The 23,567-nt window shown below is 36.3% G+C and carries 20 protein-coding genes and 4 tRNA genes; 18 read left to right on the top strand and 6 right to left on the bottom strand.

Annotation, left to right across the window (positions count from 1 at the left end):
- Positions 1-78: 78 nt before the first annotated feature.
- The 3 genes from K350_RS0109250 to K350_RS0109240 form a co-directional block, all read right to left on the bottom strand.
- A complete protein-coding gene (locus K350_RS0109250; protein WP_028979671.1) occupies positions 79-1,068 on the bottom strand; it encodes a glycosyltransferase family 2 protein in 990 nt (329 codons plus the stop codon).
- Positions 1,065-2,060: a glycosyltransferase family 9 protein gene (locus K350_RS0109245; RefSeq protein WP_028979670.1), complete on the bottom strand. Its 996-nt coding sequence runs from the start codon at positions 2,058-2,060 to the stop codon at positions 1,065-1,067. The genes K350_RS0109250 and K350_RS0109245 overlap by 4 nt, the downstream gene beginning before the upstream one ends.
- A gap of 77 nt (positions 2,061-2,137) precedes the next feature.
- Positions 2,138-3,325 carry an O-antigen ligase family protein gene (locus K350_RS0109240; RefSeq protein WP_162144150.1) on the bottom strand — a complete coding sequence of 396 codons (1,188 nt, stop codon included), beginning with the start codon at positions 3,323-3,325 and terminating at the stop codon, positions 2,138-2,140.
- Positions 3,326-3,577: 252 nt separating this feature from the next.
- On the opposite strand from K350_RS0109240, the gene K350_RS0109235 reads away from it, so the two are divergent.
- The 4 genes from K350_RS0109235 to nadD are packed head-to-tail and all read left to right on the top strand — an operon-like array spanning position 3,578 to position 5,645.
- Entirely contained in the window at positions 3,578-4,168 is a 591-nt protein-coding gene (locus tag K350_RS0109235) for a sigma-70 family RNA polymerase sigma factor (RefSeq protein ID WP_028979668.1), read from the top strand.
- Positions 4,169-4,180: 12 nt separating this feature from the next.
- Complete coding sequence (locus K350_RS0109230; protein WP_081670945.1) at positions 4,181-4,453, top strand: zf-HC2 domain-containing protein; 273 nt, start codon at positions 4,181-4,183, stop codon at positions 4,451-4,453.
- Between the two features lie 8 nt (positions 4,454-4,461).
- Positions 4,462-5,058, top strand: a complete 597-nt coding sequence (gene gmk, locus K350_RS0109225; protein WP_028979666.1) for a guanylate kinase — start codon at positions 4,462-4,464, stop codon at positions 5,056-5,058.
- Between the two features lie 14 nt (positions 5,059-5,072).
- Positions 5,073-5,645, top strand: coding sequence for a nicotinate (nicotinamide) nucleotide adenylyltransferase (gene nadD / locus K350_RS0109220; protein WP_028979665.1), 573 nt, complete (start codon positions 5,073-5,075; stop codon positions 5,643-5,645).
- A gap of 9 nt (positions 5,646-5,654) precedes the next feature.
- Here nadD and frr read toward each other — a convergent pair whose 3' ends face one another.
- From frr to K350_RS0109205, 3 genes are read right to left on the bottom strand one after another with little or no spacing between them, the layout of a single operon-like run.
- Entirely contained in the window at positions 5,655-6,215 is a 561-nt protein-coding gene (gene frr / locus K350_RS0109215) for a ribosome recycling factor (protein WP_028979664.1), read from the bottom strand.
- A 26-nt stretch (positions 6,216-6,241) separates the two neighbouring features.
- Complete coding sequence (gene pyrH, locus K350_RS0109210; protein ID WP_028979663.1) at positions 6,242-6,949, bottom strand: UMP kinase; 708 nt, start codon at positions 6,947-6,949, stop codon at positions 6,242-6,244.
- 59 nt (positions 6,950-7,008) lie between these two features.
- A complete protein-coding gene (locus tag K350_RS0109205; protein ID WP_028979662.1) occupies positions 7,009-7,509 on the bottom strand; it encodes an acyl-CoA carboxylase biotin carboxyl carrier protein subunit in 501 nt (166 codons plus the stop codon).
- A gap of 54 nt (positions 7,510-7,563) precedes the next feature.
- Between K350_RS0109205 and K350_RS0109200 the strand changes: the two genes are divergently transcribed.
- The 14 genes from K350_RS0109200 to rpoC all read left to right on the top strand — a co-directional run bounded on the left by K350_RS0109200 (position 7,564) and on the right by rpoC (position 23,469).
- Positions 7,564-10,065 carry a M1 family metallopeptidase gene (locus K350_RS0109200; RefSeq protein ID WP_028979661.1) on the top strand — a complete coding sequence of 834 codons (2,502 nt, stop codon included), beginning with the start codon at positions 7,564-7,566 and terminating at the stop codon, positions 10,063-10,065.
- A gap of 190 nt (positions 10,066-10,255) precedes the next feature.
- Positions 10,256-10,338, top strand: a tRNA-Tyr gene (locus K350_RS0109195).
- Positions 10,339-10,461: 123 nt separating this feature from the next.
- A tRNA-Gly gene (locus K350_RS0109190) sits at positions 10,462-10,534 on the top strand.
- A 34-nt stretch (positions 10,535-10,568) separates the two neighbouring features.
- Positions 10,569-10,640 (top strand) — tRNA-Thr (locus tag K350_RS0109185).
- A 110-nt stretch (positions 10,641-10,750) separates the two neighbouring features.
- On the top strand, positions 10,751-11,938 hold the full coding sequence (tuf, locus tag K350_RS0109180) for an elongation factor Tu (protein WP_028979660.1): 1,188 nt from the start codon (positions 10,751-10,753) through the stop codon (positions 11,936-11,938).
- 110 nt (positions 11,939-12,048) lie between these two features.
- Positions 12,049-12,119 (top strand) — tRNA-Trp (locus K350_RS0109175).
- 20 nt (positions 12,120-12,139) lie between these two features.
- The gene (gene secE / locus K350_RS31965; RefSeq protein ID WP_028979659.1) at positions 12,140-12,331 is read left to right on the top strand and encodes a preprotein translocase subunit SecE; all 192 of its coding nucleotides are present in this window, start codon (positions 12,140-12,142) and stop codon (positions 12,329-12,331) included.
- 15 nt (positions 12,332-12,346) lie between these two features.
- On the top strand, positions 12,347-12,907 hold the full coding sequence (nusG, locus tag K350_RS0109165; protein WP_028979658.1) for a transcription termination/antitermination protein NusG: 561 nt from the start codon (positions 12,347-12,349) through the stop codon (positions 12,905-12,907).
- A gap of 1 nt (position 12,908) precedes the next feature.
- On the top strand, positions 12,909-13,352 hold the full coding sequence (gene rplK / locus K350_RS0109160) for a 50S ribosomal protein L11 (RefSeq protein WP_028979657.1): 444 nt from the start codon (positions 12,909-12,911) through the stop codon (positions 13,350-13,352).
- A gap of 12 nt (positions 13,353-13,364) precedes the next feature.
- On the top strand, positions 13,365-14,063 hold the full coding sequence (rplA, locus tag K350_RS0109155) for a 50S ribosomal protein L1 (RefSeq protein ID WP_028979656.1): 699 nt from the start codon (positions 13,365-13,367) through the stop codon (positions 14,061-14,063).
- A 4-nt stretch (positions 14,064-14,067) separates the two neighbouring features.
- Positions 14,068-14,604: a 50S ribosomal protein L10 gene (gene rplJ, locus K350_RS0109150; RefSeq protein WP_028979655.1), complete on the top strand. Its 537-nt coding sequence runs from the start codon at positions 14,068-14,070 to the stop codon at positions 14,602-14,604.
- A gap of 67 nt (positions 14,605-14,671) precedes the next feature.
- Positions 14,672-15,049 (top strand): 50S ribosomal protein L7/L12, encoded by a 378-nt coding sequence (gene rplL / locus K350_RS0109145; RefSeq protein WP_028979654.1) that lies wholly within the window; start codon positions 14,672-14,674, stop codon positions 15,047-15,049.
- Positions 15,050-15,199: 150 nt separating this feature from the next.
- Positions 15,200-19,069, top strand: a complete 3,870-nt coding sequence (rpoB, locus tag K350_RS0109140) for a DNA-directed RNA polymerase subunit beta (protein ID WP_028979653.1) — start codon at positions 15,200-15,202, stop codon at positions 19,067-19,069.
- Positions 19,070-19,149: 80 nt separating this feature from the next.
- Positions 19,150-23,469 carry a DNA-directed RNA polymerase subunit beta' gene (gene rpoC / locus K350_RS0109135; protein WP_028979652.1) on the top strand — a complete coding sequence of 1,440 codons (4,320 nt, stop codon included), beginning with the start codon at positions 19,150-19,152 and terminating at the stop codon, positions 23,467-23,469.
- Positions 23,470-23,567: the final 98 nt, after the last annotated feature.

Here is a 23,567-nt window from a genome sequence, read left to right as displayed (position 1 = left end):
ACTAAAATATAAACTTCAACAAAGTTATTAAATTATATCCACTTTAATGGAGGTCTTCTCTCTAACAGCCTGTCTGCTTTAGAATTTGATGATCTTTTTCCCGCTTAATTGCCTTCTTATTTCCTTTACCACAGCAGGTAATGATTTTTTTGTCCCTGAAAATTTTCCTAATTCATTAATTTTCATTCGGGTAGCTGCAATATCTTTTTTTCTCAGAGCAACTTCATTTAAAGCCGTGATGTAATAAAACTTAAAGGAAAGAATTTTGAGCGCCAGGTTAAAAAACAACTGAATATTATATAAAAACAGGTAAAGTCCTTCCAAATGAATTAAATGTAAAAGCACTTTATTTCTGAAAGAGGTAACTTTTATCTTTTTACTTTTATGATATTTAGAAATTGTGGCACTGTTCGGATGCAGGCACACAGCCTCCGGTTCATAGTAACATTTCCAGCCTAAACGCCAGGCCTTTATGCCAAGATCCAGATCTTCATTGTAGAAAGGGGCATAGATTTCATCAAATCCACCAAGTGTAAATAATTTTTTCCTATCGACAAGACTATTGGCCCCACTTAAAAAGAAACTCGGAATCCAGAATGACTTTGAACTATTTTCAAGGGAATAGTTAATTGTACCTTTAATAGTAGCGCCTTTAATATATGGGTATTTTGCAGTGTCCTGGGTCTTGTGATCCGTCAGTCCAATTATTTTGCCCATTACTCCGAATGTGTTTTCCGAATCAAAGTACCTAAATTGATCCACAAAATATTCCGGAGTCAGCATAACATCATTGTTGAGTGCGAAGACCAGATCCTTAGTGGCTGCTTTAATTCCAAGATTTATAGTCGGAGAAAATCCTTTGTTTACTTCATTAATGAGCAATATAATTTCAGGATATCTATCTTTTAGAAATGCAACGGAGTCGTCAGTGGAACAGTCATCTGCGATAATGATTTCGTACTCTGCTTTGCAATATTCAAGAGCTTTATAAACTGAAGGAAGGTTTTCTTCGAGAAGTTTTCTGCCGTTGTAATTTGGTATGACTACTGATATACTTTTCTGATTCATTTGTTCCAACCCTCTAATATTTCAAAAACTTGCTCTGTTTTCAATGATTCTATGCAAATACAATTTCCTCCTTTTGCACAGTCCACACAGTACTTATCAAGAGACAATACTGTTGAATATTTGCCTATTGGTTTCCATCTTCCTGCGTGCATCGGTTTTATGGAAGGATAGAATCCTATTGTAGGGATTCCCAAAGCAGATGCAATGTGCAAAGGTCCGGTACTGCAAGCTATAAGTCCATCAGCTTTTGAAATTACGGAAATGAGTTCACCTAAACTGACTTTGCCTGTAAGGTCAATCATTTCAGGTAAAGAGAAGAAGTCTTCTTGTTCATTTCGCATTTTCTGGCCTTCCTCTTTTGTACCTGAAATAACAGGAGTATAGCCAGCTGAAATTAATCTTTTAGCAAGGGAAAAATAGTTTTGAAGAGGCCATTCTCTTGCACTTCCTTTGGACTTAGGGTGCAATATTATTTTTTTCTTTGCACTATAAAGTTCTGATTTAACAGCTTCCGGTATTTCAGACTTAGGAGACACATTGAGTAAAGTACCTAAAGTTTCAATTGAAGGAATTACTGTTATTCCTAAGCCTTCAAGTAATTTGAAATTCAATTGAGCTTCATGGAGATCAGATTTTTTTCTGGAAAAGCTTACTTTTTTATTGGCATATAACCAGTGAAATATCCTATGGCTAGTGCCAATTCGGACAGGTATCCTGCTTTGTTTGCAGATTTTTGCCACGTCCTTGTCTGGATACACGAATATGACAGCCTCTATATTCTTTGATTTTAGTAAAGATGGATCATCTAAAAGCGATTCTTTAGAAATGAATTCATCAATAGAATTACAAGCTTTTATAAGATCTGCAGTATATTTTTTCCCGAGAAAAAGAATCCTGGAGCCTGGGAAGTATTGTTTAAGATATGCAGCGAGAGGAAATGTGAGTACCACATCTCCAAGATTATCAGTTCTGCTTATCAGAATATTTTTCATATATTATAAGAGTTTCGTCAACCCTCTTTTAAATTCAGTTGCAAAAATATAATTAAATCAAATTCTATCAGTATACCTTAAGTCAGGCTTTGATTGACATCCACCCTTAAAGCTTTTGTATAGTGAAGGCTGAACATAATAAAGAATAAACAGAAAGTAAGACCTGTCTTTGTTTCAAAGGTATCTTCAAAAAGAAACGATATTGAAGTGATAGTATATATGGCCAGAAGAATTCTGGATCTATAGTTTTTATCTGTAAATAATGGAAAATAGAAGCAGGAGATAAAGATAATAAAGCCCAGAAAGCCACTAGCTGCTAATGTTCTGAGGTATTGGTTGTGTGGACTTAATCTGTTTTCCGCTTCTACATATGGAAAATTTTTGGAATATCCTTTTCTTACTTCAGATTCAATATTGCCTTCTCCAACTCCAAATATTGGATGTTCCCTGAAAAGTTGAAACGTCACCTGCTGGGAAACCAGTCTTTTGCCGATGGAATAATTGTTAGCTTTATCTTTAATGTCACTCAGATTCCAGTCATACTTTGTATACCCCCATTTATTATTTAGGGTATTCAGAGAAAAGAATGAGACTCCAACCAATGTAATCACGCCGATGAATAGGAGTATGCCTTTTTTGAAATTTTTTGATGCTAATAGATAGAAGGTAATTAAAACCAAAACAACATAAAAAGCGACTAACCCTGACCGAACTGCTAGCAAATGCTGATAAAAGATTAAAAATATAAGTATAATTATATTTAACCCTTTGAAAAAAATATCCTTAAAGTAGTCTTTTTCTATAAGATAATATGAAAGGAATATAGAAAATGTGACCATGAGACTGAAGCGGACATGGTTGACAGGAGTAGGAATAAGTTGAGATTTACCATAAGCCCAGTCGAAATATTCTTTATTTTGAAAATAAATTGAAGTACTTCCCAAAGCACAAACAAATACAATAACCAGGAAGAGGAAGAAAATATCATAATATAATTTCCTGGGAAATGGAGGAAGCACAGAAAATAAAAATGGCAACGCAAGAAATTGATAATGCAGCTCAAATTGCAGAGCAGCATATTTTTGATTTTCTGGATCGGTTCGGAGCAGACTAAGAATAAAAGCAATAAAAATTATAAAAAAGACGGAAAATTTTTTTTCAACCAGGAAGATATGGAAGTTTCTGATATTTAATATAAAGTAAAGTAAAGCCAATCCTGTCAGGACTAATATTCCTTGATTTGCAAGGATATGGATGCTATCCATAGTAAAAATGCCAGCTACTATGACAAAAAGGCATATTCTTACAAAAATTAAATAATATCGGTTTTGTGAATCCATTAATTAAGGGTGATAAAATATTTTCTATACTTAAAAATGTTTGATAATTAGAGCGTTGTCTTCTATGTGAATCCAAACACAACAATTGCAGAAATTTTGATGTTCTACTTTAAGGAATCGTAAATATGGTACGATAATTACTTTATTCATTAAGTAAAATTATAAATAATACTTTAAATGGAAGAGAATAGAGAAAATATAAGAAAGGATTTAAGCAAAGCGGAGAAGGATGCTCAGTTTGAAAAGGAGTTTATGCCTTTGATTGATTCTCTTTATAATTTTGCTTATCGTTTGACCCTTGATGAAGACGATGCAAATGATCTTGTACAGGAGACCTATTTAAAAGCATATCGATTCTTTAATTCATATGAACAAGGTACCAATGCTAAAGCCTGGCTGTTCAGAATTTTGAAAAACAGCTTTATTAATGATTTTAGAAAGAAAAGTAAAGAACCTTCAAAGGTTGATTATCAGGAGGTAGAGTCTTATTATAACTCTGATGATGTGGATGAAAGCATCACTACCGACCTTAGGATAGAATCTTTGCAGGAGATGATCGGGGATGAAGTTGCCACTGCCTTGAATGCGTTGGCGGTAGATTTCAGGACTATCATTATACTTTGCGACCTTGAAGGATTTACTTACGAAGAAATGGCTAAAATTCTTGATATACCAATTGGTACGGTAAGGTCGAGATTGCACAGAGCTAGAAACTTATTAAAAGAAAAGTTGAAAACTTATGCAGGTACAATGGGCTATAACAAATAAGAAAAATTCCGTATGATTGCGAACAATTTAATTCGAATGGATAAGGGAAATAAAATCTCTGAATGCAATGAGTGCATGCAAACACTTCACCTGTTAATTGATGGTGAGGCTTCTTATAATCAGAAAGAATTTCTGGAAAAACATATAGAAGAATGTATGCCTTGTTATCAAAGCTATAATATTGATAAAAATGTAAAGGAGGTTTTAAAAAGTAAAATTGAAAAAAAGCCTGTTCCTTCGGCCTTAATAGCGAATATTAAGGATAAATTGAATGAAAGTTTTTAAATTTGTCTATGGACGATGGCAAATTAATCATTTTTTCAGCTCCCTCTGGATCTGGTAAAACGACAATTGTCAAGCATTTGCTTGCAAAAAATAATAATCTGGGATACTCTATATCCGCTTGTACGCGTGATAAAAGAGGTCGTAATGAAACTTACGGAAAGGATTATTATTTTCTCACCCCGGAAGAATTTAAACAAAAAATTGATCAAGACGAGTTTGTTGAGTGGGAACAAGTATACCCTGGCCAATTTTATGGTACTTTAAAATCTGAAATTAACAGAATTTGGAGTGATGGGAAAAGTGCTGTATTTGATGTGGATGTTAAAGGCGGCCTTAGCCTTAAAAAGTTTTATGGAGATAAAGCATTGGCAATTTTTGTAAAGTGCCCATCTATGGAAGTTTTAGAACAAAGACTGAGAGAAAGAAAAACTGATACTGAGGAAAGTATTTCTGCAAGATTATTCAAAGTGAAATTTGAAATGAGTTTTGAAAATCAGTTTGATATAACTTTGGTCAATAATGATTTGGAAGAAGCCTTAAAGGAAGCTCAGCGGTTAGTTGATGATTTTCTTGCAGGAAAAATCAGTTTTCCCAAAAAAGCCTGATAGATAAGTGCTTCATGAAAGTAGGTCTTTTTTTCGGTTCATTTAACCCCATTCATATCGGTCATCTCATTATAGGAAATGTAATGGCTGAGCATGCCGACCTGGATGAAGTATGGTATGTGGTCACGCCTCAGAATCCTCTGAAAAAAAATAATACTTTAATACATGAGTTTGACAGGTACGATATGGTGAATCTGGCTGTTATGGACCATCCGAAATTTCGTGTAAGCGATGTGGAATTTCATTTACCGAGGCCTAGTTTTACAATTGATACTCTAACCTATATTCAGGAGAAATTTCCTAAAAATAAATTTGTGCTTATCATCGGGGAAGACAATCTTTGTCAGCTTCCTAAATGGAAAAATTACAACAGTATATTAGAATATTTTGAGTTGTATGTTTATCCAAGACCTGATTCAGGTGATTGTGAATTGAAAAATCATAAAAATGTAAGGTTTGTGGAAGCTCCCTTGCTGGATATTTCTGCCACCTACATCAGGCAGTCAATTAAAAAAAATTTTTCAGTAAAATATATGATAACTCAAGAGGTAGAGACTTTTATTAAAAATAAAAATCTCTACCGTTAAAATATTGAATTAAACAGTCATTATTTCAGCTTCTTTCTTAGCTAAAACCTGATCTATTTTTGCAATAAAGTCATTAGTCAAAGTCTGCACTTTTTCTTCGGCTTTTTTAATCTCATCTTCAGAAGCACCTTCTTTTTGAAGAGTTCTTAGTTCTTCATTAGTGTCTTTTCTAATATTACGAATAGCTATTTTACCACTCTCAGATTCACCTTTTACTTGTTTTACAAGAGCTTTTCTTCTTTCTTCAGTAAGTGGAGGTAAAGTGATTCTGATGTTTTCCCCGTCATTTTGTGGGTTAAAACCCAGGTTGCTGTCTTTAATGGCCTTTTCAATTTCAGAGATTAATTTTTTTTCAAAAGGCTTGATCAAAATCGTCTTTGCATCCGGCGTGGTGATTGACGACACTTGTTCTAACGGAGTGTCAATACCATAATAGCTTACAGAGACTCCGTGAACCATTGACGGCATTGCTTTGCCGGCACGTATTTTAGCGAATTCAGCTTCGGTGTGCTTCAATGCTTTTTGCATTGAATCCTTTGCTTCGTCCAGGTATAATTGAATTTCTTCCATTTGGAAAAATAGGTTATATAATAAAATTACATTGTTACCAGTGTACCGACATCTTCACCTTCCGCAATTTTCAGAAGATTGCCTGGCTTATTCATATCAAATACGATAATTGGTAAACCATTTTCCTTGCAAAGGGTGAAGGCTGTCATATCCATGATCTGAAGACCTTTTTGGTATACTTCCTTGAATGAAATATTAGAGAACCTTGTTGCGGTAGGATCTTTTTCCGGATCTGATGAATAAATCCCATCAACTCTCGTTCCTTTAAGAACAGCTTGAGCTTCAATTTCAATAGCTCTTAAGCTTGCTGCTGAATCTGTTGTGAAGTATGGGTTTCCTGTACCTGCTCCGAAAATTACAATTCGTCCTTTCTCAAGATGTCTCACTGCTCTTCTTCTTATAAATTGCTCACAAACTTGTTCAATCTTGATTCCAGACATTAATCTTGTGTAAAGACCAATATTTTCTAGCGCGCTTTGAAGTGCCATCGCATTTATCACAGTAGCAAGCATACCCATATAGTCGCCCTGAACTCTGTCTATGCCTGTAGCAGCAGCTTCAACACCTCTGTATATATTACCTCCTCCGATAACTATTGCCAGCTGAACACCTTTATCACTTACAGCCTTTATTTCTTTTGCATATCTCATGAGAACTTCCGGATCTATACCGTACTTTTGATTTCCCATCAATGCTTCTCCACTTAGTTTTAAAAGAATTCTTTTGTATTTCATTTCAGAAGATATTTTACCGCAAACTTGGCAAATATAATAATGATTATCTAATAATTAAATTATAACCTGATCAGTACCTGATTTTTTTCGACACTCTGTCCTTCCTTTATCTGAATGCTTTTAACAATACCAGCCCCTGGAGATTTAATCAGATTTTCCATCTTCATCGCTTCAAGGATCAATACCGGTTCTCCTTTCTCAATGGTTTGACCTTCTTTTACCTTTATCTCTAAAACCTTCCCTGGCATGGGGGCTTTTATGTCATTGAGTGTTTCTGACCTCTTATTGTTGACTCCAAGTTTTTCAAGCATTAGATCTCTTGTATCTTGAATCTCAATCTGAAGTTCCTTATCATTTATTCTTAAAAAAAGAATCTTTTGCTCTTTGTCGAACTTTAATACTTCCACAGAATAGCTTTTGTTTTCTCTTATAATATGATAAGATTTTTGATAAGCCAGTTCTGAAATGTCCCAGTTTAAAGGACTTCCATTAAGAATAAGCTTGTCTCCTTCTTTTCGAAACTCAATAAAATTTTGATTACTAGTTTTTATTTTTAACATTTCAACATTATTTCGTTCTTAAATATAATTAAATCAATCAAAAAACAACTGAGTATGAGTTTTTCTGTTTCAACAGGGCGATTCCTTCTGATATCCCTTTTGCTGCTATTATTTTCTTGTAAATCATTGACGAAAAATGATAAAACTATACAGGTCGCTGAAAAGGAGAAAAAAAATGTTCCCACTTTTAAGACAAGCAAAGGTCCTTATCAACCTTCACGGACCAGGCCGGTAGACCTGCTTCATACTAAACTGGAAGTTTCATTCGACTGGAAGAACCAATACCTTAATGGTGTTGCTTACTTAACTTTTAAACCTCTTTTTTATCCTCAAAACAAACTTGAGTTGGATGCAAAAGGAATGGATATTCATTCAGTAGAGCTGGTGAACCGTTCTGTAATTCCATTAAAATATCTGTACAATAAAGAAAAGCTAGATATTACTCTTGATAAGATCTATCAAAGAGAAGACACTTTTCTAATACTGATTAAATACACTGCAAAACCCAATGAACTTAAAAAGGGTGGGAGCGAAGCAATCACTGATGATCGAGGATTGTATTTTATAAACGCTGATGGCAAAGATCCGGAAAAGCCTGTTCAGATTTGGACACAAGGTGAAACCGAATCCAATTCATGCTGGTTTCCTACTATTGATTCTCCAAATGAAAAAACTACTCAGGAGATGTTTATCACTGTTGATTCTGCATTTAATGTTCTTTCTAATGGGGAACTGGTTTATCAGAAAGCCAATAAAGACGGAACCAACACCTTTTACTGGAAGCAGGATCTTCCCCATTCACCATATCTTTTTATGATGGCAATAGGAAAATATTCAATTACAGAGGATCATATGAAGGACACCCGATTTGATTGGGATAATTTGAAGATCAATTATTATGTAGAGCCTCAATATGGAAAATACGCTAAAGATATATTTGGAAATACACCGGAAATGATTGCATTTTTCTCATCATTACTTAATTATAAGTACCCTTGGGATAAATATTCACAGGTTGTAGTAAGAGATTATGTTTCAGGTGCTATGGAGAATACTTCTGCTACAATTTTTATGGAAGCTCTCCAATCTACTGACAGAGAGTTACTTGATGAAAGCTGGGATCCGATCATTGCCCATGAACTTTTTCATCACTGGTTTGGTGATCTTGTCACTGCAGAGTCTTGGGCTAACTTGCCTTTAAATGAATCATTTGCAAATTACTCTGAATATCTGTGGTTAGATTATAAATATGGAAAGGATGAAGCAGATCAACATGCAGAAACAGAAGAAAAGCAATATTTTGATGAAGCAAAGCAAAAACAAGAGCCTTTAATCCGATTTCACTATTTCGATAGGGAAGATATGTTTGACAGACATAGCTATAATAAAGGAGGAAGGGTTTTACATACCCTGAGAAAGGTAGTTGGAGACTCTGCATTTTTTGAAGCTCTGAATTTATATTTAAAACGAAACCAATTTAAACCTGCAGAAATCCATGATTTGAGACTTGCTTTTGAAGAAGTTACAGGAACAGATATGAATTGGTTCTTTAATCAATGGTTTTTAGCTCCTGGCCATCCAGATCTTAAAATTGAAAGTCAGTATAATGGTGGGATGCTGAATATATCTATTGAGCAACAACAAGATACATTACGGACTCCAATTTATAGAATACCATTTAGATTGGATGTATGGGTAAATGGAGTCAAAAACACCTATCGTCTCGAACTTACAAAAGCGAAGCAGGATTTTTCTCTGCCTTGTCCTGCCCAACCCAATCTTGTACACTTTGATCCTGATAATGAAGTATTGTCTAAAAAGTCGCATGAAAAATCCGATGAACAACTTATTTTTCAGTTTAAGAATTCTGATGGGTATTTTGGTAGAAAAGATGCCTTGGTTGCTTATTTTGATTTGAGTAAAGCTGAAAATCAGGAATTAGCTCAGGCGAAATTTAAGACTAAAGAGTTTGAAAGTCTTTTAAAAGGGGCACTAAATGACAGGTTTTGGGGAATAAGGGACTTTGCGCTAGATCAGTTTTCAAAATATGTTATTCCAAATATTGAAAATTATATACCTGACCTTGAAAAAATAGCAGCTTCTGATACTAAGCCTGCTGTCAGGGCACAAGCTATCTATTTATTGTCTTCCTATGATAATAAGAGATTTGTAGATATGTATTATAAAGGACTGGATGAAAAAGCTTATTCCGTTGTTGGGGCGTCGCTTTCCAGTTTGTTGAAGGCTAAGGATTCAAATATTGAAAAAAGGATTTCGGAATTTGAATCTATTGATAACATTAATATAATCATCCCTTTGGCCAGTTATTTTATAAATGTGAAGGACACATCAAGATACTTATGGTTTAAAAAGAATATGCAAACATCAGAAGATCGACGAGTTTATGCATTGTTGAGTTATTTTAGCCAATATCTTGCTATACTTCCGGAAGAAGAAAAGAATGACGGGAAACAATTGTTAAAGAAAATTTCTGAAACGAATAAGCATGAAGTAATCAGAAATACTGCAAATTATTATCTTCAAATGCTTAAATAAAAATAATCACAAAAAAAGTTACAAGTTTAAATGGTTGATAATTAGGATTCTGAAGAATATTTTAAAAAAAAGCAAGAAAAATAGGTGCGAAAATTTGACTTAAATAAAAAAGCACCTATTTTTGCAGCTCAATTTTTTAAAACAGCAAGTTTAAAAGGTTGATTTGAAAAGGAAGTTTTCAAAAAAGTTTGGGGAGATACCAAAGTGGCCAACTGGAACAGACTGTAAATCTGTCGTCATCTGACTTCGAAGGTTCGAATCCTTCTCTCCCCACAATATATTTTATTTAAAAATAGTTTCGAGAAAAATTGGGGAATTGAAAATGGTTTGTTTACTTTGCGGACCAATTTCGATTCTGAGAAGGGAAAAATCTCAGACTAGCCAAATTAATTAAAAGCGGGAGTAGCTCAGTTGGTAGAGCGACAGCCTTCCAAGCTGTAGGTCGCGGGTTCGAGCCTCGTCTCCCGCTCAATTTTTTGAGCTTCCTGGAGAGTTGCTCTTAAGCCGGTGTAGCTCAGGGGTAGAGTACTTCCTTGGTAAGGAAGGGGTCACGGGTTCAATTCCCGTCACTGGCTCTTAAAATTCAAACTCTAGAGCAAGTCAGCTTAAGATTGCAAATTCCTTTATCGCATTTTAAAATAATTATAAAATTATAAATTAACAATAAAACCGAGGATTTTCAAATATGGCTAAAGAAACTTTTGACCGTTCCAAACCTCACGTGAATATAGGTACTATAGGTCACGTAGACCACGGTAAAACAACTTTGACTGCCGCAATCACTAAAGTATTGTCAGAAAAAGGTCTAGCAGAGAAAAGAGATTTCTCTCAGATTGACAACGCTCCTGAGGAAAAAGAAAGAGGTATTACTATCAATACTTCTCACGTGGAGTACGCTACAGCTAACAGACACTATGCTCACGTAGACTGTCCAGGTCACGCTGACTATGTGAAAAACATGGTTACAGGTGCTGCTCAGATGGACGGAGCTATCCTTGTGGTTGCTGCTACTGACGGACCAATGCCTCAAACTAGAGAGCATATTCTTCTTGCTCGTCAGGTAGGTGTTCCTGCTCTTGTTGTTTTCATGAACAAAGTTGACTTAGTTGACGATCCAGAACTTCTAGACCTTGTTGAAATGGAAGTTAGAGAACTACTTAGCTTCTACGAATTCCCAGGTGATACAATCTCTATTATCAGAGGCTCTGCTCTTGGTGGGTTGAACGGTGATGCTAAATGGGTAGCAACTATTGAAGAGCTAATGGATGCGGTTGATAAAGATATTCCAATTCCTCCACGTATGACTGAGCTTCCTTTCTTGATGCCAGTTGAAGACGTATTCTCTATCACTGGTAGAGGTACTGTAGCAACAGGTAGAATTGAAAGAGGTATCATTAACTCTGGTGAGGCTGTTGATATTCTTGGTATGGGTGCTGAAAACCTTAAGTCTACAGTTACTGGAGTTGAGATGTTCAGAAAAATCCTTGACAGAGGAGAAGCTGGAGATAACGTTGGTCTACTTCTAAGAGGTATTGAGAAAGATCAAATTAGAAGAGGAATGGTAATCTGTAAGCCAGGTTCTGTAACTCCTCACTTAGAATTTAAAGCTGAGATTTACGTTCTTTCAAAAGAAGAAGGTGGAAGACACACTCCATTCTTTAACAAATACAGACCTCAGTTCTATATGAGAACAACTGACGTTACTGGCGAAATCATCCTTCCTGAAGGAACTGAAATGGTTATGCCTGGTGACAATATCACAATCACTGTAAAATTAATCAACTCTGTTGCGATGGAGAAAGGATTAAGATTTGCGATCAGAGAAGGTGGTAGAACAGTAGGTGCTGGTCAGGTAACTGAAATTTTAAAATAAGTAAAAAAATAAATAAGAGTGCGTTTTTGAAAATTATTTTCGAGAACGCACTTGTTTATTTATAACATATTCTCTAACTTTGCACTCCCTTTTCAGGGGTGTATTGTTAAACGGGTGTAGTTCAAGGGTAGAATAGCGGTCTCCAAAACCGTTGATGGGAGTTCGAATCTCTCCACCCGTGCACAGGAAAATAAGTCAAAAATGAAAAAGGTAATAGATTTTCTAAAAGAGTCAGTTGAAGAGATCAGAAGCAGAGTTTCCTGGCCGAAGTTCAGTGAACTTCAAGGAAGTACTGTTCTAGTTCTGGTTGCTTCTATCATTTTTGCACTAATAATCGGATTGATCGATTATTTATTTAAAAACGGTATGTCCTTCATTTACGAAAACTTCTAAAAGGGGGATAGATCGATGAGTCAATTACAGTGGTATGTTGTCAGAGCGGTAAGTGGACAAGAGAAGAAGGTAAAAAGCTATCTTGAAAACGAAATCGTTAGGCAGAATCTTCAAGAGTTTGTTCCTCAGGTCTTGATACCTTCAGAAAAGGTTTATGAAATGAGAAATGGGAAAAAGAGGGTACGTGAGAGAAATTTTTTCCCTGGATATGTACTAATTCAAGCAGATATAAATCACGGAGAAGCAGCGCACATTATTACTAGTATTCCTGGGGTTATTGGATTCCTTGGATCTAGTGAAACCGGAGCAGCTTCCAAAAAACCGGTACCATTAAGACAGTCTGAAGTTAACAGGATTCTAGGAAAAGTAGACCAAGTTGATGAAAGAGAAGAAAAACTAGAAACTCCTTTTATAGTGGGAGAGCTGGTTAAAGTGATGGATGGTCCATTCAACGGATTTACTGGTTCTGTTGAAGAAGTATTTGAAGAAAGAAAGAAGCTCAATGTTATGGTGAAAATATTCGGAAGAAATACACCTGTTGAGTTGAATTATATGCAAGTAGAAAAAGTTCAGTAAAATGGCAAAAGAAATAGGCGGATATCTGAAATTGCAGGTAAAGGGCGGAGCCGCAAATCCATCTCCTCCAATCGGTCCAGCATTGGGTAGTAAAGGTTTGAATATCATGGAGTTCTGTAAGCAGTTTAATGCTAGAACACAAGATAAACCAGGTGTTTTATTACCGGTGTTAATAACAATGTACAAAGACAAATCTTTTGACTTTGTTATTAAAACTCCTCCAGCTCCAATTCTTTTAATGGAAGCGGCAAAAGCAAAAAAAGGATCTGCAGAACCTAACAGAAATAAAGTAGGATCAGTTACCTGGGATCAGGTTAAAACTATCGCTGAAACTAAATTGCCAGACTTAAATTGTTCTAAAATTGATTCAGCGATGAAGATGATTGCCGGAACTGCTAGAAGTATGGGTATAACAATTACAGGTAAAGCTCCTTGGGAATCTTAATAGGAAATTGACATGGGAAAACTTACAAAAAAACAAAAGCAAGTAATTGCTAAATATAACCCTGAGCAGGAATATTCTCTTGCAGATGCATCTAAACTAGTTAAAGAAATTACTTTCACAAAATTTGATGCTTCTGTTGACATAGATGTAAGATTAGGAGTTGATCCTAAGAAGGCAGATCAAATGGTGAGAGGGGTTGTTGCGCTACCTCATGGTACTGGTAAAGATGTTAGAGTTCTGGTACTTTGCACTCCTGACAAAGCTCAGGAAGCAAAAGATGCTGGTGCAGAACACGTTGGTCTTGATGATTACATTGCTAAGATTGAGCAAGGTTGGTTAGATATCGACGTTATCATTACTATGCCAACAGTAATGGCAAAGGTTGGTAAATTAGGTAGAATTCTTGGTCCAAGAAGCTTAATGCCGAACCCTAAAGCTGGAACAGTAACTCTTGAGGTTGGAAAAGCTGTTAAAGAAATTAAGCAAGGTAAAATCGACTTCAAAGTTGATAAATACGGAATTATTCATACCAGTATTGGTAAAGTATCTTTCACTCCTGACAAAATCCAGGATAATATTAATGAGCTAATTCAGGTAATTTCAAAATTGAAGCCTGCTTCAGCTAAAGGTACTTATATTAAGAGTGTTTCATTGTCAAGTACAATGAGCCCTGGTATTACAGTTGATAAGAGTTCAATTTCAGGAATATAAGAAAATGACTAAAGAACAAAAAGCTCAGATCATTGAAGAGTTGAGCCAAAAATTTGCTTCGAAGAATTACTTTTATATAACCGATGCTTCAGGTCTTTCTGTTGAGCAGGTTAATAAGTTCAGAAAATTGTGTTACAAAAAAGGTATTGAATACACAGTTGTAAAGAATTCTTTGATTAAGAAAGCTTTGGCTAACCTTAATACTGACTATACTCCTTTTAACCAGGCTGTGTTAAAAGGCTTCTCAGGAATTCTGTTTGCAGATGCAGGAAATGCACCAGCAAAACTATTGAAAGAGTATCATAAAGAAGGTGGAAAAGGGTTTAATAAACCTACCCTTAAAGGAGCTTCTATTGATGGTGGATTGTTTATCGGTGAAGATACTCTAGATCTTCTTAGCAATCTTAAATCTAAAAACGAACTTATTGGAGATATCATCGGATTACTTCAATCTCCTGCTAAAAATGTTGTTTCAGCTCTTCAAAGCGGAGGAAACAAACTTGCTGGAATCGTTAAGACTCTTTCTGAAAAACCAGAGTAATATTTCAGAAATACTTTGTACAAAAATAAACATTAATCAAATTAGTAATTTTTAAATAAATAATAAAATGGCAGATTTAAAAGCATTCGCTGAGCAACTTGTAAATTTAACTGTTAAAGAAGTTAACGAACTTGCGCAAATCCTGAAAGATGAATACGGTATCGAGCCTGCTGCTGCTGCTCCTGTAATGGTAGCTGGAGGTGGTGGAGCTGCTGCTGAAGCACCTGCTGAAAAGACAGCTTTCGATGTAATTCTTAAAAATCCAGGAGCTGCTAAACTTGCAGTTGTGAAATTAGTTAAAGATCTTACTGGTCTTGGATTGAAAGAAGCTAAAGATCTAGTTGATTCTACTCCAAAACCTGTTAAAGAAGGTCTACCTAAGGCAGAAGCTGAGTCTCTAAAGAAACAATTAGAAGAGGCTGGAGCTGAAGTTGAAATTAAATAAGGTAAGATTACCTTTAACAGCCTTAAAAATAATTTCAAGGCCTGGCAACTTAGTCAGGTCTTTTCCTGTTTGTGGGTATAAACCTTTCAGACATCCCTTGATTTAAGTAATAATATTTAAAAATTATTCACTAACCAAACTTATAAAGCATTGGCTATCAATAATAAAGGAGAAAGAATAAGTTTTGCTTCAAGAAAATCTTTAATTGATTACCCTGATTTTCTGGATGTGCAATTACAATCCTTTGAGGATTTCTTTCAGATTGATACGCCCTCTGAAAGCCGTACACAGGAGGGTTTGTATAAAGTATTTGCGGAAAATTTCCCTATCAGCGACTCAAGGGAAAATTTTGTCCTCGAGTTTATTGATTACACAATAGATCCGCCCAAATACTCCGTTGACGAATGTATTGATAGAGGTCTTACATATTCAGTGCCTCTTAAGGCGAAATTAAGACTTTCCTGCAATGACGAAGACAACGAAGATTTCCAGACTATAGAGCAAGAAGTATTCCTTGGGAATATTCCTTATATGACTCTTAAGGGATCTTTTATAGTAAACGGAGCAGAAAGGGTTATAGTTTCTCAGTTGCACAGATCTCCGGGAGTTTTTTTCGCTCAAAGTAAACATACAAACGGAACAAAACTTTATTCTGCCAGAATCATCCCTTTTAAAGGGTCCTGGATCGAATTTGCTACGGACGTTAACAACGTGATGTATGCCTATATCGATAGAAAGAAAAAGTTTCCAGTTACTACTCTTTTACGTGCTATCGGATACGGTTCAGATAAAGATATCCTTGACCTATTCGGTTTATCAGAAGAAGTAGAAGCTAACAAAGCTTCTTTAAAGAAAGTTACAGGTAGAAAGTTGGCCGCAAGGGTACTAAGAAGCTGGACTGAAGACTTTGTTGATGAAGATACTGGTGAAGTTGTTTCTATTGATAGAAATGAGGTTCTTTTAGAGAGAGATTCTGTTATCTCTGAAGAAGATATCGATACTATCTTAGATTCAAATACAAAATCAATTATTCTTCACAGAGAAGACATAAATATAGCTGATTATACTATCATTTATAATACTCTTCAAAAGGATAATTCAAACTCTGAAAAAGAAGCTGTAGAAACCATCTATAGACAACTTAGAAATACAGAGGCTCCTGATGAGCAAACAGCAAGAGATATTATTCATAATCTTTTCTTCAGTGATAAGAGATATGATCTTGGTGAAGTTGGTAGATATAGAATCAACAAAAAACTTGGTCTAGAGATCGCTTCTGATATCAGAGTTTTAACTACTCAAGATATTATTAGTATTGTTAAGTACCTGATCGGTTTGATTAACTCAAAGGCAGTAGTTGATGATATTGACCACTTGAGCAACAGAAGAGTTAGAACTGTTGGTGAGCAGTTATATAGCCAATTTGGTGTTGGTTTAGCCAGAATGGCTAGAACTATCAAAGAAAGAATGAACGTAAGGGATAATGAGGATTTTAAGCCTGTAGACCTTATTAATGCTAGAACTCTTTCTTCTGTAATCAATTCGTTCTTCGGTACAAACCAGTTATCTCAATTCATGGATCAAACAAATCCATTGGCTGAGATTACTCATAAAAGAAGAATGTCTGCCCTTGGTCCTGGTGGTCTTTCAAGAGAAAGAGCCGGTTTTGAGGTTCGTGACGTTCACTATACACACTACGGTCGTCTTTGTACTATCGAAACTCCAGAGGGACCAAACATTGGTCTTATATCTTCTCTTTGTGTTCATGCAAAAGTAAATAACATGGGCTTCATAGAGACTCCTTACCTTAAAGTAGAAGAAGGTAAAGTAAGCTTGAAGGATCCTGTTTATTTAACAGCTGAAGAAGAAGATCGTCATAATATTGCTCAGGCTAATGCTAAAATAGATAACACTGGTAATTTCATGCTTGACAAAGTTAAAGCAAGATATGAAGGTGACTTCCCTGTTGTTGAGCCTGATAAATTATCATATATGGACGTTGCGCCAAATCAGATTGTTTCTGTTGCGGCTTCTTTGATTCCATTCCTTGAGCACGACGATGCTAACCGTGCGTTGATGGGTTCAAACATGCAACGTCAAGCTGTACCTCTATTAAAGCCGGAAGCTCCAATTGTTGGAACTGGTCTTGAAGGTCGTGTAGCTGTTGATTCAAGAGCACTTGTAACTGCAGAAGGTGAAGGAGTTGTAGATTTTGTTGATGCTAAGAAAATAGTTATCAAGTATGATCTTAACGACGACGAAAAGCTTGTAAGCTTTGATACCGAAAGCAAAACATATGATCTTGTTAAATTCAGAAGAACTAACCAGGATACTTGTATAAATCTTAAGCCTATTGTATATAAAGGGCAAAGAGTTAAAAAAGGCCAGGTTCTTTGCGAAGGATATGCTACAAATAACGGAGAGCTTGCTCTTGGTAGAAACCTAAAAGTAGCATTCATGCCATGGCAAGGATACAACTTCGAGGATGCTATTGTTATTTCAGAGAAAGTTGTTCGTGATGATATCTTTACTTCTATACATATTGAAGAATTTGAACTAGAAGTTAGGGATACAAAGAGAGGGGAAGAGGAGCTTACTTCTGAAATTCCAAACGTAAGTGAAGAGGCAGTTAAAAACCTTGACGAAAACGGAATTGTACGTATTGGTGCAGAAGTTAAGGAAGGTGATATTCTAATTGGTAAAATCACTCCTAAAGGTGAAACAGATCCAACTCCTGAAGAAAAACTTCTTAGAGCTATCTTTGGAGATAAAGCTGGAGATGTTAAAGACGCTTCATTAAAAGCTTCTCCGTCATTAAGAGGTGTTGTAATTGACACAAAGCTGTTCTCTCGTCCTAAAAAGGATAAAGACATAAGGGCAAAATCCAAGAAACAAGTTGATACATTAAAAGCAAAATATAGTAAAGACCTTTTGGCGATCAGAGCTATAATGATTGAGAAAATGGTTGAATTGCTGGATGGTAAAACTAGTAATGGGGTTAAGCGCAAGTTTGGTGATGAGATTATTTCCAAAGGTGTAAAATTCAACAGAAGAAATATTTCAGAAAACGTTTTCCCTGAGCGTAACAGCTATAGAGACGAAAGTACATATAATGTGCAGGAAGAAGTAAATCTTTTAGGTGATCTGATTCTTGAAGGTTGGACTTCTGAGGAGAAGGTCAACTTAATGATCCATAGTCTTGTTAAAAACTACAACAGAAAAAGAAACGAACTTTCAGGAAGATTTAAACGCGAAAGATTCACTTTGGAAGTTGGAGATGAACTTCCTGCAGGTATAGTTCAGCTAGCTAAAGTATACGTAGCTAAAAAACGTAAACTGAAAGTGGGTGATAAAATGGCCGGTCGTCACGGAAACAAAGGGGTTGTAGCTAAAATAGTTCGTGATGAAGATATGCCTTTCCTTGCTGATGGAACTCCTGTAGACATTGTTCTAAATCCGCTTGGGGTACCTTCACGTATGAACCTTGGTCAGATATATGAGACAGTTCTTGGATGGGCCGGACTAAAACTTGGTAAGACTTATGCTACTCCAATATTTGATGGTGCAAGTGAAGAAGAGGTAGCAAATGAATTATCGCTTGCAGGCTTGCCTTCATTCGGTAGAACATACCTACATGATGGTTTAACAGGTCAGAGATTTGATCAGCCGGTTACTGTGGGTGTGATTTATATGCTGAAACTTGGTCACTTAGTTGATGATAAGATGCATGCCCGTTCAATCGGTCCATACTCATTGATCACTCAACAGCCACTTGGAGGTAAAGCTCAGTTCGGAGGTCAGAGGTTTGGAGAAATGGAGGTTTGGGCACTTGAGGCATTCGGTGCGGCAAACGTTCTTCAGGAAATCCTGACAGTAAAATCTGATGACGTTATAGGTAGAGCAAAAGCTTATGAAGCCATAGTTAAAGGCGAAAATATGCCTAAGCCGAATATACCAGAATCCTTCAACGTATTGGTTCACGAGTTAAGAGGCCTTGCGCTGGAAATCACTTTAGACTAATCATTAACTAAAGCTGCCGGAGTTAATCCGGCAGCTATTCATATTTTTTTAAGTTTGTTTCAGGATATAAAACCTAAAAGATGGCTTTCAGAAAAAATAAAAAATTAAATCAGGACTTCTCAAAAGTCACCATTAGCCTTGCTTCACCTGAATCCATTTTGGAAAGCTCTCATGGAGAAGTAACGCAACCGGAGACGATCAATTACAGAACCTACAAACCTGAAATGGGTGGACTATTCTGCGAAAGAATATTTGGTCCTGTGAAAGATTGGGAGTGTCATTGCGGTAAATACAAAAGAATTAGATATAAAGGTATTATCTGTGACAGATGTGGGGTTGAGGTAACTGAGAAAAAAGTTAGAAGGGAAAGAATGGGACACATAGAACTTGTTGTTCCTGTGGCTCATATCTGGTATTTCAGATCTTTACCAAATAAAATAGGTTATTTATTAGGTTTACCTACTAAAAAACTTGATCAGATTATTTATTATGAAAGATATGTTGTAATTCAGTCAGGTGTAAAATCTGAAGATGGTATCAACTATCTTGACTTCTTGACTGAAGATGAGTATCTGGATATCTTGGATAAACTTCCAAGAGAAAACCAAATGCTTGATGATGAGGATCCGAATAAGTTTATTGCAAAAATGGGTGCTGATGCTCTGGAAATGCTTTTATCAAGAATTAAACTTGATGAGCTTTCATACAGCTTAAGACACGCTGCTGCAAACGATACTTCTCAGCAAAGAAAAGCAGAGGCTTTAAAAAGATTGAAAGTAGTAGAGGCTTTCAGAGATGCTAGAACGCGCATTGAGAACAAGCCTGAGTGGATGGTTGTCAGAATGGTTCCTGTTATTCCTCCTGAACTTCGTCCTCTTGTACCTTTGGACGGTGGTCGTTTTGCAACATCTGATTTAAATGACCTTTACAGAAGGGTAATTATCAGAAATAACCGTCTGAAAAGACTTATTGAAATAAAAGCTCCGGAAGTTATTCTTAGAAATGAGAAACGTATGCTTCAAGAGGCTGTTGATTCTCTTTTCGATAACTCAAGAAAAGTAAATGCAGTAAGAGCTGAAGGTAACAGAGCATTGAAATCTTTAAGTGATATGCTTAAAGGTAAGCAAGGTCGTTTCCGTCAGAACCTTCTTGGTAAAAGGGTTGATTACTCTGGTCGTTCAGTTATTGTTGTCGGTCCTGAATTGAAACTTCATGAGTGCGGTCTTCCTAAAGACATGGCTGCTGAGTTGTTCAAGCCATTTATAATAAGAAAACTGATTGAGAGAGGAATTGTTAAAACTGTTAAGTCTGCAAAGAAAATTGTTGACAGAAAAGATCCTGTAGTGTGGGATATCCTTGAAAACGTATTGAAAGGGCACCCTGTACTTCTTAACCGTGCTCCAACACTTCACAGATTGGGTATTCAGGCTTTCCAGCCTAAACTTATAGAAGGTAAAGCGATTCAGTTACATCCTCTGGTTTGTACTGCCTTCAACGCTGACTTTGACGGTGACCAAATGGCGGTACACGTACCACTTGGACAGGAAGCTATTCTTGAAGCATCAGTATTAATGCTTGCTTCTCATAATATCCTTAACCCTGCAAACGGTGCTCCTATTACTGTACCATCTCAGGACATGGTTCTTGGTCTGTACTATGTTACAAAAGGAAGAAAATCAACTCCGGAATATCCGATACTTGGTGAAGGAAAAGTTTTCTACGGACCGGAGGAGGTTGTTATAGCTCTTAATGAAGGAAGACTTTCTCAGCATGCTCATATCAAGGTTAGGGTAAATGTAAGAAACGAAGAAGGTGGCCTTGATAACAAATTGATTGATACTGTTGCAGGTAGAGTTTTATTCAACTTACTTGTTCCAGAAGAAGTAGGTTATATCAATGAGTTGTTAACCAAGAAAAAACTTCAGCAGATTATCGGACACGTATTCAAAGTTGCTGGTAACTCAAGGACAGCACATTTCCTTGATGATATCAAACAACTAGGATTTATGTCTGCATTTAGAGGAGGACTGTCTATCGGTCTTTCTGATGTTAAGGTTCCTGATGCTAAAAATATTCTTGTTGTTCAGGCGAAAGAAGATGTGGATGCTGTTTGGAACAACTACTTGATGGGATTGATCACAGATAACGAAAGATATAATCAGGTAATTGATATCTGGACAAGGATCAACTCTCAGATCACTGAAACTCTAATGCAACAGCTTGAGAGTGATCAGCAGGGATTCAACTCCATCTACATGATGATGCACTCAGGAGCTAGAGGTTCTAGAGAGCAGATTCGTCAGCTTGGTGGTATGAGGGGGCTTATGGCTAAACCTCAGAAAAACCTTCAGGGGTCTATCGGTGAGATTATTGAAAACCCGATTCTTTCTAACTTTAAAGAAGGTCTTGACGTTATCGAGTACTTTATTTCTACACACGGTGCTAGAAAAGGTCTTGCGGATACAGCTCTTAAAACTGCGGATGCTGGTTACCTGACAAGAAGACTTGTAGACGTAGCACAAGACGTTGTTATCAACGAGCCAGATTGTGGTACTTTAAGAGGACTTACTGTTACTGCGCTAAAAGATAACGAAGAAGTTGTTGAGCCGCTTTCTGAAAGAATTTTAGGTAGAGTAACAGTTCACGATATCTTTGATCCGATTACAAATGAATTAGTAATTGGAGCTGGAGAAGAAGTGGATGAAAATATAGCAAGAACAATCGATGAATCAGCTATTGAATCTGTAGAGATTCGTTCGGTATTAACTTGCGAATCAAGAAGAGGTGTATGTGCTAAATGTTACGGAAGAAACCTTGCTACTGGTAGAATGGTAGAAAGAGGAGAAGCTGTAGGTGTTATCGCTGCACAATCTATTGGTGAGCCAGGTACACAGCTTACACTTAGGACGTTCCACGTAGGAGGTACTGCTTCTAACATTGCTGTTGATGCTTCTATCAAAGCTAAATTTGAAGGTATCATTGCATTTGACGAAGTTAAATCTATTGTTACTACAAATAACGAAGGAGACAGAGTTGATGTCGTGATGGGACGTTCTGGTGAAATAAGAATCATGGATGATAAGAATGAAAAAGTTCTTATTACAAACCACGTTCCTTATGGAGCTTTCCTTAAAGTAAAAGAAGGAGACAAAGTATCCAAAGGTCAGGATATCTGTAACTGGGATCCATACAATGCTGTAATTCTTTCTGAGTTTGACGGAAGGATTGAATTTGAAGCTATCGTAGAAGGTGTTACTTTCCGCGAAGAGTCAGATGAGCAAACAGGACACAGAGAAAAAGTTATCGTTGATACTAAGGATAAATCTAAAAACCCTGCGATACTTGTTCACTCTAAAAAAGGTGAAACAAAAACATTTAACATTCCGGTGGGTGCCCACCTTGCTGTTGAAAACGAGCAGGAAGTTAAAGCAGGACAAATTCTTGCAAAGATCCCGAGAGCTGTTGGTAAAACAAGAGATATCACGGGAGGTCTTCCAAGGGTAACAGAGTTATTCGAGGCAAGAAACCCTTCAAATCCTGCAGTTGTTTCTGAGATCGATGGTGTAGTTACATATGGTGGTATCAAGAGAGGTAATAGAGAAATCTTTATCGAATCTAAAGATGGTGTTAGAAAAAAATACCTAGTTCCTCTTTCTAAACATATCTTGGTTCAGGATAATGACTTTGTAAAAGCAGGTTATCCATTATCGGATGGTGCTATTACTCCTTCAGATATCCTTGCAATCAAAGGGCCTACTGCTGTTCAGGAATATCTTGTAAATGAAATTCAGGAGGTTTACAGACTTCAAGGTGTAAAAATCAATGATAAGCATTGCGAGGTTATAGTAAGGCAGATGATGCAAAAAGTAGAGATCATTGAAGCTGGTGACACTAACTTCCTTCAAAACCAAGTTGTTGATAAATTCTCTTTCAGAGAAGAAAATGACAGCGTACTTGACAAGAAGGTTGTAGTAGATGCAGGCGATTCTGAAACTCTAAAACCAGGTATGATCGTTACCGCAAGAAGATTGAGAGATGAAAATTCAAGTCTTAAGAGGAAAGATATGAAACTTGTCACTGTAAGAGATGCAGAGGCTGCTGTTTCAAGGCCAACTCTTCAAGGTATTACTCAGGCTTCTTTGGGAACAGAAAGCTTTATCTCTGCTGCTTCATTCCAGGAAACTACCAAAGTATTGAGCGAAGCTTCAATCAGAGGAAAAGTAGATTATCTACAAGGTCTGAAAGAAAACGTTATCGTTGGTCACTTGATACCTGCAGGTACAGGACAGAGAGAGTACCAGTCATACATTGTAGGATCTAAAGAAGAATACGATCAACTTAATGCTTCTAAAGAGGCGTTTCAGCAGGCTTCAAAGAAGGAAGAACTTCAAGAAAAATAGTATTTTAGTATAGAATTATTAAGACCTTAGGCATTCAGAAATAATTGAAGTCTAAGGTCTTATTTTTTGTATCAGGTTAAGAATTTAATTAAAAAAAC

Origin of the sequence: Sporocytophaga myxococcoides DSM 11118 (genome assembly GCF_000426725.1) — a bacterium.
GTDB classification, from domain to species: Bacteria; Bacteroidota; Bacteroidia; order Cytophagales; family Cytophagaceae; genus Sporocytophaga; species Sporocytophaga myxococcoides.
Note: the sequence above shows the minus strand (reverse complement) of the source record. Positions and strands in the feature narration are given on the sequence as shown.